Raw genomic sequence first — 17,689 nt, 5'->3', positions numbered from 1 at the left:
ATACTATTATTATGCCCTCGTATGAGAACATATATTCTATTTGCAAATTATAAAAATGTTTTTACTAGCATAAAAGAACCACTAACTCACGATTGAAATCACGAGTGTGCATGGTTCAGTTATCAAAATAATAGAAAAAACTATTCTACTAAAAGATATACAATTTGGTATTGTTTTCATACCATCTCCTCTCCAATATTAATAATCTCTATTAAATCTCTTTTTAACTGATTCGTAACTGTCTTTTGCTATATATCAATATTGTAATTCCATCATTAACTGTGACTTTATCAAGGTGCAAATCAATTTTTGAATAATCACCTTTAAATAATAATCTTCCATTACCTAGAATTGTTGGAATAATGCCAATAATATATTCATCTACTATATCAGCTTTAATAAATGCATCGGTTAAGCCAGCACCTCCAAACAGCCAAATATTACCATGATGCTTTTTTTTCAAATCTAGTATTCTGCCACATATATCACCATTAACAAATTCTACATTTTCTCTACCCTTTAAATCTCTTGAAGTTGCAACAATAATTTTCTTATCCGCATACGTTTCAAGTCCAGATAATACACAATCTTCATAGGCTTTTGATCCCATTACAACTGTATCGATACTTTCCATAAACTCAAAAAAAATCGAAAGTCTCCTTTGAGTCATTGTTGTTATCACCATGACCAACAATCCAATCAAATCCTCCATTATTATCTGAAATATAACCATCCAAACTAATAGCTAAGTTTAAAATTATCTTACTCATATAAACCCTCCTTATGTTCTATTTTGGATGTTTTTGCCTATCTGCCAAAAGGGTATATTTTTTACTGTTATCATCTTCTTAATCGTTATATAGATAATTGCTAATATCTATTTGCTTAAGGCTGTTGCCTGGATGCCCTAATAGCCTTTCTATAATCATACGAATAAGCATAAGACATAAGCTCAGATTTAACATACTTTTTGTCCATACCTTGATTTTCTGTTAACACTGCTACATTCTCTAATGAAAGATTGTTTCATCATTACCATGACCATCCAAAGTTAGAATAATGACACAGTAATCTTTTTTCAAAAATTCTGAAAGTTTTACAAAGCATCTTTCGTCAAAAAACATTGCATGTATTAATAATGCTTTTGGTTGTTCCAAATTTCCTATTATTTCAAATTGCATTCTATGTTCTCCTCGTAGATACATATTTTATAAACATTCTTTTTTCTGCACTTTCTTACAAATGTGTTTAAAAAAATCATTACAAATAATTTATGAGCAATTATATGCTTGTTCTAAATTCCGTATAACGTTTCTTACTCCCGACGTTTTTCAGCCTTAGATAGCTCTTATCTTAGGCTGAAAAATGTGCGAAGCGAACGGGAGTACTTTGTTAAGTGAAGTTGTTCGCCCCGTGGAGCTAGATCAAGTTATTTATTACCAAACAACCCTCTATTTGTTATCTTAACCCACATTCTTTCTGCTCTCGGTTCATTTTCTTTTGGTTTAGTTAGTATAAAATGTAACCTTACCAAATCTCCTTTTTTCTGAGATTTTCTTTCTTTTTCATCAGGTATAAAGAAATTACTCGGATTTGATTTATTCACTGTCTCAACATCTTCTAATTCCCATTCATTCATGCTTATACTCCTTTTCTTGCCCCAGATGACGCATGGTTCTGCTACCAATTTCACTTAACGTTTCTAACTCCCAACGTTCTTGGGCCTATCGCGACCGCACTTGGCGAAAGAATGTGTTTTGGAAGTCTTTTCATGCCAAAACGAACGGGAGATTTTTGTTAGCTGACGACTAGATTTCATATTCCTTAAATTTTTTTTAGTTTTCCTGTCCAATTAAATTTATTTTAGTATTTGATTAAACAATTTTATGATAAACTATAGTTAATATACTCAAAGGAGCAATGTAAAATGAAATGGAACAAAATAAGGGATATATATCCGAACCAATGGGTGAAACTATTAATACTAAACTCCCATGAAGCTGAAAACAAAGAATATATAGATGAAATGGAAGTAATAAAAAATTTCACTTCTGATGATGAAGCTACCGATGAGCTTGTCAACTGCACGGATAAGGAGCTAGTTTATCACACCAGTAAAGAAGAAATATATAGCGAAATAAGAAACATATTTTTCTCTTATAGAAACAGGAGAATGTAATATGGACATATATTTTTATGATGGATTAATATGTACTTCAGTTAAAATTCACTATAACGGTAACACTAAAATAATAAATAATGTTGTCATTGATACAGGAGCGGTAGAATCTATTTTATCATCAAAAGCAGTACATGAAATTGGTATAAAAGTCAGTTCAACTGATAAAAACGCTGTTACCCGTGGAGCAGGCGGAGCAAAAATGAGGTATTTTTATAAAACAATTGATGAAATTGAAATCGGTAGTGTTATTTTTCAGGATATTAAAATGGATTTTGGAAATATTGACCCTTCTGGTGAAATAAATGGATTAATAGGTCTGGATTTATTAAAATCACTTCATGCTGTAATAGATGTTGATATTCCTTTTATTTACCTTAAGAAATAATAAATCATTTTTGAATTTAAATCTAATTGAAGCTGTCAGCTAACGTTTCTTACTCCCGACATTAGTCAGCCTTAGATAGCTCCTATCTTAGGCTGGCTAATGTGCGTAGCGAACGGGAATATTTTGTTAGATGAAGTCCGTAGGCGCTACACTCCAAATTTCCACTAACAAAAACCCTCTTATTGAATAAAGTCTTAAATTTAAGGTATATTTAATACAGATTTTATAAAGATTACGAATTAATTTACTTCATACTATGCTTATACTATTCGCCTGCTCTTTTTGTCGTATATCACAACGGTTACAATTGAAACAAGAACAATCACAGCATTTGCGGCAATAGTTCCCGCCCAAGTCATAGTCATGGTGCCAAAGATTGGAGATGCCGCATTGAACATGGTGTGGAATAATACGCACATAAACACACGGCCTTTGCCTGATATTTTGTAGATTGCCCCGTTGAAAAACCGAAACGCCATGAGCTGAACTGCAAACATCCAAAAGTTAATGAGTCCCTCTCCGTGATTCGTACCCGGAATGAAGAAGAGAGGGATATGCCATAAAATCCAAATGATTCCAACAAAGACAGAAGATAAAGCAAAGCCATATTTTTTTGTCAAGCCCAGGCTGCAATATGTACATCCAGCCAGCTTCCTCCAAGCCACCGATAATAAGATTACCAGGCAGGAAAAGTAAAAACGTATAAAATGGAAGCACCATTTCCGTGCGGCCTGAAACTGCAATATGTATCAAAAATACAGTGCAAGCCCTGCAACAACGAACAAATAAATGCATATGTTATTTTTGGCGTAAAAAACAGTTTTCAACCATTCCTTAAAACCTGCTATTTTGTTATTTTTCTTCAGAACGATATATGAAGCAATAGCGGGCGACAAAATATAGATTGCAAAAGGAATATTCATCCCGAATTGCTGTAACGAGTGAACCCAATTGTGAACCGAATATCCGAATTGCCCAAGAGCAATCAAAGTACCTGACACAAGATAGGCTATGCAAAATGTCATCATCGTAAATTGTACTATGATTTTTTTGTCTGTAATGATTTCTTAACCTCATGTTTTGAAGTTTATATTAAATTTTGACGGATGGACGCTTTGACTTTTATCACCTAATGTTTGCTTTTTGCCAATTCAAAGTTGCGCTCCGCAAAAATATTAATTTTCTACGTTCGTATTAACTTACAAATTCGAGCTAAATATTTTTCAAACGATAACTTTGAATCAGCACTCATTTATACGGGATTTCATCTAACGTTCCGTGTTGCCGACGTTTCTGAACCTTAGCGCCACGCGCTTGGAGAAGAAATGTGCCTTGGCGATGAGTTAACTTATAACTACATATAAATACAAGTAATAAATTTACATAATGTTATATAAAAATAGTCCACCAGCCAAGGCGGACGGCAACATTTTGTTATACGGAGTTTAATCACCACCTTTTGAGCAATCCCCACTCCAGTTATCTTTAGAGTTATTACATACAATATGAATATTATGTATCAATTTTATTCATTTATTACTATTTAGCCTATCTGTTCTAACTTATTCATCCACCAATCTTTATCAAAATATAAAGGTCTAACTGGAACCATAATGATATATTCGCTGTTCACTTCTATAATCTGAGATGTGCCTGTATATACTAAATCTATATATAAGTTAAATGGTTTGACTTTCCTTTGCACTATATTTTCAAACTCATTAATATATTTATAGATTCTTTCATTACCAAGTCCTTCAAGATATGAAAGTGCATTTTTGCCTCCACCAACCATTTCCCACCATTGTATAAAAAGTTGCCATGAATTTTTACAGTATTTTCTTAATTCGCAATAAGGAAATTCAGGGAAATTAGGTGGATTGAACATATTATTTATTAAATCAAACTCCTGTTTTAAAATAACTTTTTTTCCCTTATCATTAATCATAGAATTAAACCATTCATTCCATTGTTCTTTTAGTAAAGATAACGATTCAGTTAAATTATTAATCTCACATTTAGGAGGCCAAAGTTTATTATTACTCATCCCATCAACATCATCTATCAATCCATATAGACAACCAGTAAAAAGAGCAAAATTTACCGACAAATCACTTGATTCTACTATTCTCCAAGATTCATTTCCTTCTTTATACATACTAATTCTCCTTAACTACTTTAATTCGTCATTTTCGACGACTACGTCTCAATTATGTCAAACCCACTAACTTATGAGCAATTACATGTTTGTTCTAAATTCCGTATAACGTTAGTAACCCCGACATAAATGTCTGGATATCCCTAAAATATAGACGGATACCCGACGTCTGTGTCGGGTATTATACCTCTAGCTGAATGTATTACCACACTTATTTCATCACTTCTTTGTTAGTTTATCAAGTGGACTTTGTATATTACTTATGTTTTTTGTGTAACATGTGTGTAAATTTCAGTGGTCTTAGAGCTTGAATGTCCTAGTAACTCTTGGATATATCTTAAATCTATTCCACATTCAAGTAAGTGAGTTTCAAACGAGTGTCGAAGTGTGTGTGCCGTTGCTTTCTTGGTTATTCTAGCAGCAATACAAGCATGTTGAAATATTCTCCGAACTTTTCTTTCAGTAATGTATTCCTTATTATTTTGCCCTGGGAACAGCCATATTTCAGGTTTATATAGTTTATAATACTTTCTAAGCTGTTCAAGTGCAATTTCTGATAGAATTGTGTATCGGTCTTTTTTACCTTTTCCTTGTACAACATGAATAATCATCCTTTGGATGTCTATATCCTGAGACTTTAGTTTTATACCTTCTCCAACTCGTAATCCTGCTGAATATATTAGAAATAAGATTGTTTTCTGCTTTTCATTCTTTAGTGCAACTAATATTTTTGTTACGTCTTGAAAGCTTAAAACATTTGGTAATTTATATTCTTTCTTTGGTCTAGACAATAATTCTATAATTATATTTTGTCTTAATACCTCATTGCACAAAAATTTTATAGCACTTATAACTAGTTCATTTTCGCGTTTTGATATATTTACGCTCATGGTAATAACCTCTTTCCTTATCATAAGAACAAACGTTCTTATGATATTCATTACCATAAACTAACCATATTATACCATAAATTTTACTTTAAACGTATTAATTAATGTTATTTATTACATTATTAATTTAATACGAATATATATGGAAAGCAACCTAACTTAACTTTCGTTAAATTAGGTTGCATCTGTTTTAAACTATATACTAATTAAAAGCTAAAACTGAATTTTATTTTTTATCAATCACAATAGCTTCAGTATCTTTTTTCTCCATTTCAAGAATCATATTTTTGAATTTCTCCGCTGCCTCCTCTTTTTCTTTTAATAAATTAGTAATTCTTTCATTAAAACTTTCTTGTAATTCCTGTAGTTTAAATTGTTGCTGCTCCTTTAATTTTAAAACTTCTTTGTCCATTTGGAAAGTTGTTCGTTCCCTTTGCATTTCAATATCTTGCTTGGATTTGATTTCAAGTTCCTCAATTTTGTTTTTGTTTATTTGATTTGATTCCTGGATTTGTTTTACTAATTTATCTGCTTCATCTTTTTTATTTAATAAATCATTTTTCAACTGCATATTCTCATTTGTAGATTTATCTTGTTCTGTTTTAAGTTTTATAATCTCATCTTTATATTTAATGTATTTTTCATTGCTATCTGTTAGCTTTATTATTTTTTCTTCTTGCATATTATTAAAACTCTTCAAGTTCTTAATATTTTCTTGTAGTTCTTTAATTATACGTTTTGTATCTGATTGCTCTTTTTCTAGTGTTATTATTTTCTTATTTTCTTCTTTAATTAATATAACTTCCTCTTTTAGTTTTTCAGTTTCCTTATTACTATCTATTAGCTCATTTCTATGAATGTTTTTTACCTCTAAGGCTTTAATATTATTTCTTTCTACTATGTTTATATAAATATCAGCCATTCTACTGGTTATTGTCTGCAACTCTTTTATATCCTCGGACATATTACTGTCTTCTTCTCTGGCTCTATTCAATTCATAGTATTTAACTACTTGTTCCATGAGTTCCTTATTGTTTATTCCTTCACTCTGAGCGAGTTCATTAAATTTTTGCTTTAATTCATCACTTATTCTTACACTTAATATTGCATCCATTGTTAACTTCCTCTCTGATACTAGTATTTGGGTGGGTTTATAGGTTAAATTCAGCCTCTATCATAAATAAATTGCATTTTAACTTATGAACTAACTACGGTCTGTTTAAAATATTTCAAAACACTATAATTGCTAGTATATTTAGTCTTAATCATATTTTTATATAAATAATTAAAAAATGTTTAAAATAAAATGAAACAATTATTATTGTAAACATACGTATACACTTGAATTCAGTGCGTTTATGCTTGTATACTTAATGTTTACAATACAAGTATACCATATAATTTTAAAAAATGCATATAAAATAAGTAAAAAAGCATGATTTAAAGTAAAAACAAAACCATTCAATATAACTTTTATTATATTGAATGGTCTTGTTTGTGTTTATAATAGTAATTTATATGAATTAGTACTTAATAACATATTAGAAGAATATGAAAGTGCGTCAAAAAATTATAGAGCTTTATATTCAAAAAGAGGGAGAGACTTATTATAGTGTTTTTTTGAAAGCTAAACATTTAATGAATATTTGTTAAGAAATTGCATGATTTGTATTTCCAATAAAAAAATTTTAATCACTATTTGAATCTTTTGAATATAATATTATGTACTTAACAATATTATATGGAGGATCAACTTGGAACAGAATGAAACTAGAAAAAATGTAACTAAAATTTCAACGATGAATAACTGTATCCCGCAAGAGAGTGTAATAAAAAACGTAAGACTAGCCGCTGCATACGTACCCTACCAGAACCTTTGCACACTTTTCTCGCCTATTGAAGCCCTTAAAAGAGGAACTGTTTTTCCAGAGCTTTATAGTCCATATGTAGGAGAAGACAAAACACAACGTCCATTAAAAGCAAGTAAAAAGGAGAGAACTTATGAAGAATAGAATGGATCTTTTGAAAGAAATTACTGCTACAGAATTTGTAAAAGAGGACCTTGCTTTATTTCTTAATACTCATCCAATGGATCAAGCAGCTCTAGCAAATTATAACTTTTACGTAATGGAATCTAAAGGATTAAAGGCAATCTATGAGATGAATTACGGAATGTTGTCTGAGCACAGCTCTCCGAGTCCTTACCCATGGCAATGGATAAATGATCCTTGGCCTTGGGAAAATGATGCTAATTTCAAACTTGAAAAGGGGGGCATGTAATTTATGTGGACATATGATAAGTTCTTACAATATCCAGTTAAAATTGTAACTCCAAATCCTGAAATGGCAAAAATTATTATTACTCAATACGGAGGTCCGGATGGTGAATTAGGAGCTTCATTAAGATATCTAAGTCAGCGTTTTTCTATGATTACACCTCAAGCAATATCAACATGTAATGATATTGGTACGGAGGAATTGGCTCATTTAGAAATGGTTGGTGCTATGGTTAGACAATTAATGAAAAATGCCACTCTTGAAGAAATTGAAAAAGGTGGTATGGCCGGCTATTACGTTGACCATGGTAGAGGAGTATATCCTATAAGTGCTTCTGGTGTTTCCTTTAATGCTTCTTATCTTCAATCAAAGGGAGATCCAATTGTAGATCTTACTGAAAACTTAGCTGCAGAACAAAAGGCAAGGGCAACTTATGAATATCTAATTAATATGGCTGACGACCCTGATGTAATAGAACCCTTGAAATTTCTTCGTGAAAGAGAAGTTGTTCACTATCAAAGATTTGGTGAATGCCTTAGAATTGTTCAAGATTACTTACAAGAACCCCATCTATTTACTATGAAATAATTAATATAATTTACACAAATAAATATTATAAAAGTAAACACAGATACAATCAAGTGTTTACTTTTATAATATTTTTTAATTTCACTATTATTCTTTAAGATTAAACAAATTAATAATACCATATTTTATTTCCAAGTCAGCTTTTCCAATGCAATATTATTACGATACCAATCATCCTTTTGTAAAAGCATTTCAGGAGATCCTACATTTTTGATCATACCATCCTCTAAAATAGCAACAGTGTCAGAATCACTCATAAAGGACAACCGATGAGTGATAGATAATATTGTATGCGACCTACTTGCCTTTTGAAGTACAGCTATAAACTTTTCTTCTGTTATAGAATCAAGATTTGCTGTTATTTCATCAAACAGTAGAATTGGAGGATCTGTCACAATTGCTCTTGCAATAGCAAGAAGTTGCTTCTGACCTTGTGAAAAAAGAGAATCATTAATTACTTGTGTATAGATTCCATTTTTTAAAGCTAATACATAATCAGTTAATCCCACAAAGTTCAGGGCATTTTCTATTTGCCCTTTTGTAATGCTCTCATCCTTCAGACTAATTTGTTCTGCCACTGTGCCATTTATCATTTGAAAGCTTTGATTAACATAACCAAATATTTTACGTTTTTCGAGGTTTGGTATATCATAAACATCAATTCCATTTACTGTTATATTACCATTAGAAGGTTTTAAAAATCCCATAGTAAGCTTGAATAATGTTGATTTGCCAACACCTGTTCGTCCTACAAACGTAACCTTTTCTTGTGGTTTTAAATTATAGTTAATATTTTTCAAAATATCAGTCCCTTTATCATACTGAAAAGTTACATCATTAAAGCACAGCCTAACGTCACTTCGCAATGGAATAATATCCGATCCTTTGAGTTCACTAAGTGTGCACGTATCCTCTGGCAAATTATAAAAGTCATTTACCCTATGGATACCAGATACTGCCTGCTGAATGTTTTGAAGCTCCATACCTAAATTTTCAATGGGCGCAAACAAATTGGAAATTAATTCAATAGAGGCGGCAACCATGCCAAGTGTTATACCCAAATAGTTTAACTGTTTTGCAGATAGTATTACAATAATACCTATGACCACAGCCCTAGTAAGCTGTATAATTGGTGAAAACACAGAATCATAAAAGTTTACTTTTTCAATAGTTTTATAGGTATCCATCAAATATGAACTATAGTTTTTCTCCATATATTTTTCTTTACTATAGGATTTAATCATCTGTATATTTTTTAAGCTTTCCGATATGTGATTGTTTACCTTGCCAACATAAATTCTATTTTCTATTTGCGCTTTCAGCATTTTTTTTTGAAAAGCTCGAGTAATGGCATAAATAATAGGTAGTAGGAGAAAAGTTATAATTCCGAGCTTTGCACTAAACATCCAGATAGAAACAACAATTCCTATAACTTTTAAGCAGTCAATCATCATACCTATAATACCACCAGTAAACATAGAACTTATTGCATCGACATCATTTATAAATCTTGAAACAACTGTGCCTGTATCATTTGAGGAGAAGAACATAGAACCAATCTTTTTTAATTTTTCCATCATTTCTAGTCGAATTTCCTTGGTAATTCTTTGACCTAAAACTGTAATCACAGCTTCCTTTATAAAATCAAAGATACCAATAAATAATAGTACCCCCATGTAAATTATTGCCATAGAAAATAATTTATCACTACTTCTAGGTACAAGGTTACCATCAATAATATATTTTAAAATTTGTGGAGGAATTAAGCTTGCGATAACAACACCACAGACAGCAAAAACTAGTAGTGCATCAATTCTTATATTTTTCTTAAGCACACAGGTAATAGAGTTTTTTACTAGACTACTGCTCATAACTATCCCCCCCAGTAGATTGTAGCTTTACTATTGCTCTGTAAACTTCAGAACTTTTGAGAAGTTCATCATGTGTACCATAATCTACTGTTTTATCATTGCCCAGAAAAACAATGTGGTCTACTTCCTTAAAAATGGTTAAGCGATGTGAAATTAGGATTATCAAGCTACCTTTATAATTATTTTTAAGATTTTTAATGATTTCTTCTTCTGTTTTCATATCAACAGCAGAAAACGGATCGTCTAAAACCATAATTTTATTTTTATTTAAAAGTGTCCTTGCCAAGGATATCCTTGCCTGTTGACCCCCACTTAATCTTATCCCATTATTACCAACAAGTGTTTTTTCTCCTAGAGGCATTGCTGCCAAATCATTATAGAAGCAAACATCCTTTAAAACAGAAGTAATGTCCTCATCATTTCCAAGAGTAATATTTTTATAAATACTATCTGATAGCAATTGAGGCTTATGGCCTAGGTAAGAAATCATCTTGCTTCTCTCATATTCAGAGTAGTCCCTAAGTTCCTTTCCATCTATCTTAATACTGCCTATATAAGGATAAAATCCAAGCAGGCATAATCCAAGTGTAGATTTTCCAGATGCAATAGAACCAGTTACCCCTATTATTTCCCCTTGCTTTCCATTAAAACTTATATTTTCAAGTATATTCTCTTTGCCTTTAGCATAAGAAAAGCTAAGATTGTCTACCCAAAGCTTTGTACTACCCTTAATGTCCAGGGAAGTATTAACTTTGCTTTGGTATTCTGTAAGATAAGGTTTAATACGTTTCCATGATATTTGTGATTTTTGCACAGAATTAAATAGCTTTGCTGCTTTGCTTGCCTTAGTTGCTATAGCGGTAAATATAATGAGATATGTAGAAAGGTTACCTACAGTCCACCCCCCATTAATAACTTTTGTACCCCCTAAATAAATTACTATAATTATTCCAAGCATTGCAATAACATTATAAATTGGTTGCATTGAATTTTCTAGAATGCTAGCTTTAATTGCTTTATTTTGTAAATCTTCTAATTCACCATTATAACTTGCTATATTTTGGTCTTCCATACCACTTGCTCTATAGACCATGGCATTTTCAATGGCATCATAGGTAATATCTGTAACATAGCTGCTTTTTATGCGATACTCAATGGTGTATTTGTAAATAATACTTTTCAATTTTTCAGCAAGCGCCATGGCAACCGGAATAAAAATACAGGAGAGAATAGTTATTTTAACATCATAAAATAGCATTGATATAAAATAAGTAGCCATTAGCACCCCAGTATCAAAAACCTCTGTGGTGAATTTTCGCATGCCCTCTACGCATAAATCCACATCAGAAATAGCTCTAGTCATTAAATTACCCATATTTTCATTATCTAGTTCTTCAGGACTTTTATGCATTATGTTATTGTATATCATAAGCCTCATGGTAGCGCTTGTACTATTGGCAAATCGTCTTATGTAAAAACGTTTAAAATATCGCATCAATTGAACCACTGCAATAAGAGCAACAAAAGTAGTCGCCAGCATTACTATATCGTATAGTTTATAACCGTAAATAATTGAATCAATTAATTTACCCTGATAAATTGGTCCTGCAATTATTGCACTGTTACAGGTTAATCCAAATATAACAATGCATAATACAACAAACTTCTCTTTTTTCCAATAGTTAATTATTTTATTTGGTTGTTTCATAGGTTCAATTTTAAGCTTTGCCATAATAATTAACATCTCCTCTCCTCATTTATAAAAAAACTCTATACGTTGCTTATTATATAACTCACCCATTTATCTTATATACTAGATTAGTATTATAATTCAATTTAGTGACTAAAAAATACTTCTACTATGTTTTATCATGGCAGAAGTCATTATTCTCCAAAGAGATGTTTAAAGGTGAACTTCATCACCTACAAAATATATTTTTATATCATAATAAATGTACTTTATTGTTTATAATTATAATTTAAATTCAAATCACATTCAAGGTTTAGCCGCTATTTTATATATTTCACCCAATTATCAGGACTAAATTTGCTTGTATCTATAGCCGATGCCATAATTCGATATAAGTCTCTTTGCATGTTACTGTTGTTTAATGTATATAAATAATTGTATTTAGCACTATGCTTTATTTCATCAGTTATAATATTGAAAAGTAAATCTCTAGATATTCTAGATGGAAGTCCTCTTCTGATTTCTCGATATCTTTCTACAGCACCTAGCTCTCCAAACAAAGCCTTTTTAATGCCATCAAGGTAAGAAATAGGCTTCACAAATTCCTCGTCATTGCCAGGTGGTACATCTACACCAGTGATGTTCATATATATTTGTCTAAACATTTTATTATGTCCACGTTCATCATCTCGTATAGATGCAATAATTTTTTTTTCATCTCCTGTAGGAGCAATGCTTATTAGGTAGTCATAGAATAATTCATCTTCTCTTTCACCTTGAACTGCTGCTTTAATACCTTCCAGGGATTTTTCCAATAAATTCATATCATACATCATATATGGATCTCTGTACATATAAACCTCCTAGTGAATGATAATTTTATTATTTACCTAACTGTTAAATCGATATTATATATAATATGAAAAACGTATTCTAATTGTTACAAAGACAATATTATTACAATAACTTGCATTAGATTCAGGAACTGAAATTAAAATATCTCACAGGTAATTTAAATAAATTAGCTTCCTCTTATATAATAAAGAGGAAGCTATCTGTTATCCTACCACTACCCCTACCTTAGGTAATTTATCAAGTATTTTTGAATTACCATGGCAAGTATTAAAATCCACCGTTACGTCTTTTCCCGCAGACACACCAAAATGTACACCACCAGCCCAAGCTTTAACAGAACTTACGTCATAAACTACTTCATTTATAGCTACATAAGCAGCATTACCGCCAATACCATTATATTTTGATAATTCCTCTAATGTGAATGTTTGCTGTCTTTCAACATTATCTTCAGAAACACGATTATTCATATTTTTGTATGTTTCATACATTGAATTTCCTTCCATGTTGTTGTAGTCTTCACAATAGATTTTAAAGTAAGACTTTGAAAACTTACATAATGGACAAAAATTAGGGGCTTCTTTTCCTATATGAATATACCCACAATTCATACATTGCCATTTCACATCAATATTTTTTTTAAACATCATGCCCGCCTTAAGATTTTCATATATTTTCATAAATCTCATTTCATGACTTTCTTCTACTTCTTGCAATTCTTTATAGAAGTCTGCAATTTCTATAAAGCCTTCTGACCTAGCCTCTTTTTCAAATTGCTTATATAAATTACTACTTTCAAAAGCTTCTCCTTGTACAGCATCTTTCAAGTTATCTGTTGTATTTTTATTCATTTTAAGAAACCTATTAAAAACTTCTCTTGCATGAGCCCTTTCGTTATTAGCAGTTACATCAAAAATAGATGCTACAAATTCATATCCCTCTTGCTTCGCTTTTTCCGCATAAAATGTATATTTATTTCTAGCCCGTGACTCTCCAGCAAAAGTACTTAGAAGATTTTTTTCCGTTTTACTACCATTTAATTGCATTTATATTCCTCCATTAAGTAATTTATCCTCTTAATTATTTTATTCATTATGTTTTTAAAGGTTACTTTAATATTGTTATCTTTATGAGTGAATAAATATTCAATACTTCAAATTAATGGATTTACTTATAAATTTAATATATAATTACTATTGTATATCAATTGGAATCATTCAACGGTAATGTACCATTTATTTTGAAAATTTATTTGTGAATATGTATAAGGAAATCAATAATTTTCTTATATAATAGAAAGAATATTAGGGGGATAAATTGATGAAAGTTACAATGTCGAGTTTTTTAATAAATCAAAAACCTATTTTAAAAAAATTAGTGATTCTTCTTTCTGAAAACTATAAATATGTGTCAATTTTAGGAACAGATACTAAAGGAAAACTATATAACGTACAAAAAACTGGCATAGATTTAAGCGATTCATTTTGGTGTGAACGAGGCTTTGTTATAAGGGTTCATAATGGTATTAACTATTCTGAGTTTTCTTTTAACGAAATAAATAAGAATAGTCTGAATACTATAGTAGATAAAATAAAGCAAGAAATGACCAAAACACTTGAAAATCTAAAAAATGCTTCAATAACCGTAAATGATTATGATTTAATAGAAGAAACTTTAATTAAGAAGCAGTTTTTAGGTGAAGTTACTATGCTTCCCGCTAATTTAACATCAAAAGAAAAAATAGAGAAAATGTGTATTATTAAAGATTCTGCATTAAGTTATTCAGATTTACTTGTAGATTTTAGAGTAACCTATCACGAAGTCCATGTATCGAAAATATTTATTTCTAATAAGAAAGAACTAGAACAATCTTATATATGGAGCGAAGGATATTTGGTAAGCATAGTCCGCAGAGACGATAATACTAAATATGCCCATGCGACTTTCTCAGGACTTAAGGCAGTAGAATTACTTGATGAAATGAAAGATGATATAGAAAAAGTGATAGATACTAGTATAAAACTTTTAGATGCGAAAAATGTAGTTCCAGGTGAATATGAAGTAATATGTTCTCCTGAAATTTCAGGGTTAATCGCACATGAAGCTTTTGGTCATGGAGTAGAAATGGACATGTTTGTTAAAAAAAGAGCAAAAGCTTTAGAATATATAGGAAAAAGTGTGGCATCAGAATTAGTTACTATGCATGATGGTGCTGCAGCGGTAAGCAATATGTCATCCTATTTGTTTGATGATGAAGGAGTCCTTGGAACAGATACTATTGTTATAGAAAAAGGGATACTTAAAAAAGGACTTTCTGATATTTTATCTGCTCTGAAGCTGGGTACTAAACCTACTGGTAATGGTAAAAGAGAATCTTTTGAAAGAAAAGCTTATGCAAGAATGACTAATACTTTCTTTAATGCTGGAAATGACACTTTAGAAGATATGATAACTTCTATCAAACACGGTTACCTATTAGATGGCACTATGAGTGGCATGGAAGATCCTAAAAATTGGGGAATTCAATGTATGATACTTAAGGGTAGTGAAATTAAAGATGGAAAATTAACTGGTGAAATAGTCTCCCCTGTAATTATGACCGGATATGTACCTGATGTTTTAAAGTCTATATCAATGCTATCGGAAGCCGTGGAACTTTCTGGTTCTGGTGCATGTGGAAAAGGTTACAAGGAATTTGTTAAAGTTTCAGATGGTGGTCCATATATCAAAGCAAAAGTGAGGTTAGGATAATGATAGAAAAAATAAAAAAGTTAATCCATGAATCTACAAAATCGGATAGTCTTAAAATAGATGGTTTTAAAATAATAGAAACTAAAATAATTGCTAGTGAACTCTTCTTTGTAAAAAAAGACTTGGATATGTATAGAGCTAAAGATGTTCACAATTTTAATATAACAATTTATAAAAACTTCAAGGAAGATAGCATAGCCTATACAGGATCTTCCTCCGCTATAATTCATCCTACTATGAGTGATGAAGAAATCCTTCAGGTTATTGAGGAAGTTTCCTTTGCAGCAAGTTTTATAAAAAATAAAAAGTATCCTTTGCTACAACCATCCCGTAAATTTCAACCTGAAATAACAAGTAATTTCTCGGAGAAGCCTCTTAACGCATGGCTTCCTACATTAACGGATGCGCTCTACAATTCTGATGTTTCTGATAAAGGCGGTATAAATTCGTCTGAAATTTTCCTTAATAAAGTTTATACACGTATTGTAAGTTCCACCGGAATAGATGTATCTTTCACTACGTATAAGGGAGAACTAGAATTTATAACTAATTGGAAGGAAGATACTGAAGAAATTGAACTTTACAAGCATATAGATTTCTCAGAGATGGACTATGAACTGATAGATGAAAAAGTAAAAGAAATGCTTATTATTAGTAAAGAAAAATCTATCGCATCCTCTACTCCAGCACTTGGTAAATACAACATATTACTTAATGGAACTCCAGTAATCGAACTACTTAGTTTTTATTTATCACAAGCTTCTGCTAAAACTGTGTATAATGGAATGTCTACTGCAAAACTTGGTGAGAATATACAAGGCGATGACGTACAAGGCGATACCATAACTCTTACTTTAGATCCTTTTATGAAAAATTCAACTAACTCTTCTCCTTATGATTCTAATGGTTTTCCTGTTAATTCTGTTAAGATATTTAATAATGGTGTTTTAAACATGTATCATGGCGATTTGCGTCATTGCCATTATTTAAATGTAGAGCCTACAGGCAATATATCAAACTTTATTATAGAAGGAGGAACACGTTCAACAGAGGATTTAAAATTGGAACCGCACCTAGAAATTATAGCCTTTTCCGACTTCCAAATGGATACTTTAACAGGAGATTTTGCTGGAGAAATTAGGTTAGGTTGGTTTTTTAATGGCACAAATACCATGCCAGTTACGGGCGGTTCTATTTCAGGCAATATTAAAAAATTGCAAAAGCAAATGTATTTATCAAAAGAACTTCAAAAGGATAATAACTTCATAGGGCCTAAAATTGTTAAGCTATTAAATGTAAGTGTGGCTGGGATAGAATAAATTTTTGCTTTTTATGAACATTCGCAGTAGTTTTATCATAGAATTTACTAATAGTAATTTTATGGAGAGTATCATGGACCTTTTTAGAATAAATCAATATTCAAGAATAAATGCTGTTAATTATGCAAAGACCTTTGCATTGCATCCAAACCCTAGCTTTAGATACTTCCCTCTTATTAATAATGAAACAAGTGGGGATTGTGCAAACTTTGTTTCTCAGTGCCTGCTAGCTGGTGGAGCACCTATGACCTATGATGGTTCACATGCATGGTGGTACAACAAGGCTAATACCTTAAGTACAAAGGATGATACTTGGTCTGTGACCTGGACAGTAGCTCATTCGCTTTATTGGACCTTGAAAGTTAATCAACAAGCTAAATCCCGTGGAATTAAAGGCCTTGAAATAGACGATGTTCACCTACTTGAATTAGGTGATTTAATATTTTTCGAAGGTGATAATGGAAATATATTCCACTCAATGATTGTTACAGGGTTTATAGGTTCACAACCTTTAGTCTCTCATCATTCTTTTGGTGCTTTAAATATATATTATAAAAATTCTTGGCCAGCTGAGCATGCGCATTATTTAAAAATAAGTTTATAAAGATCTGATTCAAGGCAAAATAAAGATAGCAATTTAAAATTAAACAACGGTATGTAAAATGTTTATTTTATCATTTTACATACCATTCTATCATTATCACTATATATGATCCTAAATTA

At 31.1% G+C, this 17,689-nt stretch carries 17 protein-coding genes, 2 pseudogenes and 1 riboswitch; of the genes and pseudogenes, 8 read left to right on the top strand and 11 right to left on the bottom strand.

What is annotated here, in order from left to right:
- Positions 1-223: 223 nt before the first annotated feature.
- The 3 genes and pseudogenes from ACREVU_RS15340 to ACREVU_RS15330 all read right to left on the bottom strand — a co-directional run bounded on the left by ACREVU_RS15340 (position 224) and on the right by ACREVU_RS15330 (position 1,639).
- Positions 224-770, bottom strand: a pseudogene (locus ACREVU_RS15340) (dihydrofolate reductase family protein).
- A gap of 240 nt (positions 771-1,010) precedes the next feature.
- The gene (locus ACREVU_RS15335) at positions 1,011-1,181 is read right to left on the bottom strand and encodes a hypothetical protein (RefSeq protein WP_431552480.1); all 171 of its coding nucleotides are present in this window, start codon (positions 1,179-1,181) and stop codon (positions 1,011-1,013) included.
- A 248-nt stretch (positions 1,182-1,429) separates the two neighbouring features.
- Positions 1,430-1,639, bottom strand: coding sequence for a hypothetical protein (locus ACREVU_RS15330; protein ID WP_431552479.1), 210 nt, complete (start codon positions 1,637-1,639; stop codon positions 1,430-1,432).
- Positions 1,640-1,927: 288 nt separating this feature from the next.
- Here ACREVU_RS15330 and ACREVU_RS15325 point away from each other — a divergent pair, with 288 nt between their 5' ends.
- Together ACREVU_RS15325 and ACREVU_RS15320 are read left to right on the top strand one after the other, a co-directional pair.
- A complete protein-coding gene (locus tag ACREVU_RS15325; protein ID WP_431552478.1) occupies positions 1,928-2,179 on the top strand; it encodes a hypothetical protein in 252 nt (83 codons plus the stop codon).
- 1 nt (position 2,180) lies between these two features.
- Positions 2,181-2,567, top strand: coding sequence for a retropepsin-like aspartic protease (locus ACREVU_RS15320; RefSeq protein ID WP_431552477.1), 387 nt, complete (start codon positions 2,181-2,183; stop codon positions 2,565-2,567).
- Positions 2,568-2,827: 260 nt separating this feature from the next.
- Here ACREVU_RS15320 and ACREVU_RS15315 read toward each other — a convergent pair.
- The 4 genes and pseudogenes from ACREVU_RS15315 to ACREVU_RS15300 all read right to left on the bottom strand — a co-directional run bounded on the left by ACREVU_RS15315 (position 2,828) and on the right by ACREVU_RS15300 (position 6,729).
- Positions 2,828-3,628, bottom strand: a pseudogene (locus tag ACREVU_RS15315) (CPBP family intramembrane glutamic endopeptidase).
- Positions 3,629-4,110: 482 nt separating this feature from the next.
- Positions 4,111-4,725 (bottom strand): hypothetical protein, encoded by a 615-nt coding sequence (locus ACREVU_RS15310; RefSeq protein WP_431552476.1) that lies wholly within the window; start codon positions 4,723-4,725, stop codon positions 4,111-4,113.
- A 260-nt stretch (positions 4,726-4,985) separates the two neighbouring features.
- Positions 4,986-5,615, bottom strand: coding sequence for a tyrosine-type recombinase/integrase (locus ACREVU_RS15305; RefSeq protein ID WP_431552475.1), 630 nt, complete (start codon positions 5,613-5,615; stop codon positions 4,986-4,988).
- Positions 5,616-5,841: 226 nt separating this feature from the next.
- Positions 5,842-6,729, bottom strand: coding sequence for a hypothetical protein (locus ACREVU_RS15300; protein ID WP_431552474.1), 888 nt, complete (start codon positions 6,727-6,729; stop codon positions 5,842-5,844).
- A 640-nt stretch (positions 6,730-7,369) separates the two neighbouring features.
- Here ACREVU_RS15300 and ACREVU_RS15295 point away from each other — a divergent pair.
- Genes ACREVU_RS15295 through ACREVU_RS15285 form a run of 3 tightly spaced genes read left to right on the top strand, consistent with a single transcriptional unit; the run spans position 7,370 to position 8,480 of the window.
- On the top strand, positions 7,370-7,627 hold the full coding sequence (locus ACREVU_RS15295) for a spore coat associated protein CotJA (protein WP_431552473.1): 258 nt from the start codon (positions 7,370-7,372) through the stop codon (positions 7,625-7,627).
- On the top strand, positions 7,617-7,895 hold the full coding sequence (locus ACREVU_RS15290; protein ID WP_431552472.1) for a spore coat protein CotJB: 279 nt from the start codon (positions 7,617-7,619) through the stop codon (positions 7,893-7,895). The genes ACREVU_RS15295 and ACREVU_RS15290 overlap by 11 nt, the downstream gene beginning before the upstream one ends.
- A 3-nt stretch (positions 7,896-7,898) precedes the next feature.
- The gene (locus ACREVU_RS15285; protein WP_431552471.1) at positions 7,899-8,480 is read left to right on the top strand and encodes a manganese catalase family protein; all 582 of its coding nucleotides are present in this window, start codon (positions 7,899-7,901) and stop codon (positions 8,478-8,480) included.
- Positions 8,481-8,605: 125 nt separating this feature from the next.
- On the opposite strand, the gene ACREVU_RS15280 is transcribed toward ACREVU_RS15285, so the two are convergent.
- The 4 genes from ACREVU_RS15280 to ACREVU_RS15265 all read right to left on the bottom strand — a co-directional run bounded on the left by ACREVU_RS15280 (position 8,606) and on the right by ACREVU_RS15265 (position 13,942).
- On the bottom strand, positions 8,606-10,351 hold the full coding sequence (locus ACREVU_RS15280; RefSeq protein ID WP_431552470.1) for an ABC transporter ATP-binding protein: 1,746 nt from the start codon (positions 10,349-10,351) through the stop codon (positions 8,606-8,608).
- A complete protein-coding gene (locus tag ACREVU_RS15275; protein WP_431552469.1) occupies positions 10,341-12,083 on the bottom strand; it encodes an ABC transporter ATP-binding protein in 1,743 nt (580 codons plus the stop codon). Before ACREVU_RS15275 ends, ACREVU_RS15280 begins: the two co-directional genes overlap by 11 nt.
- 136 nt (positions 12,084-12,219) lie before the next feature.
- Positions 12,220-12,284, bottom strand: a riboswitch (Fluoride riboswitch).
- A 77-nt stretch (positions 12,285-12,361) separates the two neighbouring features.
- Entirely contained in the window at positions 12,362-12,895 is a 534-nt protein-coding gene (locus tag ACREVU_RS15270; RefSeq protein ID WP_431552468.1) for a ferritin-like domain-containing protein, read from the bottom strand.
- Between the two features lie 204 nt (positions 12,896-13,099).
- Entirely contained in the window at positions 13,100-13,942 is an 843-nt protein-coding gene (locus tag ACREVU_RS15265) for a ferritin family protein (RefSeq protein WP_431552467.1), read from the bottom strand.
- A 274-nt stretch (positions 13,943-14,216) separates the two neighbouring features.
- Here ACREVU_RS15265 and ACREVU_RS15260 point away from each other — a divergent pair, with 274 nt between their 5' ends.
- From ACREVU_RS15260 to ACREVU_RS15250, 3 genes are all read left to right on the top strand, one after another.
- Positions 14,217-15,647, top strand: coding sequence for a TldD/PmbA family protein (locus ACREVU_RS15260; RefSeq protein WP_431552466.1), 1,431 nt, complete (start codon positions 14,217-14,219; stop codon positions 15,645-15,647).
- The gene (locus ACREVU_RS15255) at positions 15,647-16,966 is read left to right on the top strand and encodes a metallopeptidase TldD-related protein (RefSeq protein ID WP_431552465.1); all 1,320 of its coding nucleotides are present in this window, start codon (positions 15,647-15,649) and stop codon (positions 16,964-16,966) included. The genes ACREVU_RS15260 and ACREVU_RS15255 overlap by 1 nt, the downstream gene beginning before the upstream one ends.
- 61 nt (positions 16,967-17,027) lie before the next feature.
- The gene (locus ACREVU_RS15250) at positions 17,028-17,570 is read left to right on the top strand and encodes an amidase domain-containing protein (RefSeq protein ID WP_431552464.1); all 543 of its coding nucleotides are present in this window, start codon (positions 17,028-17,030) and stop codon (positions 17,568-17,570) included.
- The last annotated feature ends 119 nt before the right edge of the window (positions 17,571-17,689 follow it).

The organism is Clostridium sp. (assembly GCF_050717535.1).
Lineage (GTDB): Bacteria > Bacillota > Clostridia > Clostridiales > Clostridiaceae > Clostridium_AD.
This window is presented reverse-complemented; position numbering and strand designations above follow the sequence as displayed.

Bases quoted from the DNA above. Each gene is read 5' to 3' on its own strand.
- ACREVU_RS15335 (WP_431552480.1), bottom strand. From the start codon at position 1,181: ATGCAATTTGAAATAATAGGAAATTTGGAACAACCAAAAGCATTATTA.
- ACREVU_RS15330 (WP_431552479.1), bottom strand. From the start codon at position 1,639: ATGAATGAATGGGAATTAGAAGATGTTGAGACAGTGAATAAATCAAAT.
- ACREVU_RS15325 (WP_431552478.1), top strand. From the start codon at position 1,928: ATGAAATGGAACAAAATAAGGGATATATATCCGAACCAATGGGTGAAA.
- ACREVU_RS15320 (WP_431552477.1), top strand. From the start codon at position 2,181: ATGGACATATATTTTTATGATGGATTAATATGTACTTCAGTTAAAATT.
- ACREVU_RS15310 (WP_431552476.1), bottom strand. From the start codon at position 4,725: ATGTATAAAGAAGGAAATGAATCTTGGAGAATAGTAGAATCAAGTGAT.
- ACREVU_RS15305 (WP_431552475.1), bottom strand. From the start codon at position 5,615: ATGAGCGTAAATATATCAAAACGCGAAAATGAACTAGTTATAAGTGCT.
- ACREVU_RS15300 (WP_431552474.1), bottom strand. From the start codon at position 6,729: ATGGATGCAATATTAAGTGTAAGAATAAGTGATGAATTAAAGCAAAAA.
- ACREVU_RS15290 (WP_431552472.1), top strand. From the start codon at position 7,617: ATGAAGAATAGAATGGATCTTTTGAAAGAAATTACTGCTACAGAATTT.
- ACREVU_RS15285 (WP_431552471.1), top strand. From the start codon at position 7,899: ATGTGGACATATGATAAGTTCTTACAATATCCAGTTAAAATTGTAACT.
- ACREVU_RS15280 (WP_431552470.1), bottom strand. From the start codon at position 10,351: ATGAGCAGTAGTCTAGTAAAAAACTCTATTACCTGTGTGCTTAAGAAA.
- ACREVU_RS15275 (WP_431552469.1), bottom strand. From the start codon at position 12,083: ATGGCAAAGCTTAAAATTGAACCTATGAAACAACCAAATAAAATAATT.
- ACREVU_RS15270 (WP_431552468.1), bottom strand. From the start codon at position 12,895: ATGTACAGAGATCCATATATGATGTATGATATGAATTTATTGGAAAAA.
- ACREVU_RS15265 (WP_431552467.1), bottom strand. From the start codon at position 13,942: ATGCAATTAAATGGTAGTAAAACGGAAAAAAATCTTCTAAGTACTTTT.
- ACREVU_RS15260 (WP_431552466.1), top strand. From the start codon at position 14,217: ATGAAAGTTACAATGTCGAGTTTTTTAATAAATCAAAAACCTATTTTA.
- ACREVU_RS15255 (WP_431552465.1), top strand. From the start codon at position 15,647: ATGATAGAAAAAATAAAAAAGTTAATCCATGAATCTACAAAATCGGAT.
- ACREVU_RS15250 (WP_431552464.1), top strand. From the start codon at position 17,028: ATGGAGAGTATCATGGACCTTTTTAGAATAAATCAATATTCAAGAATA.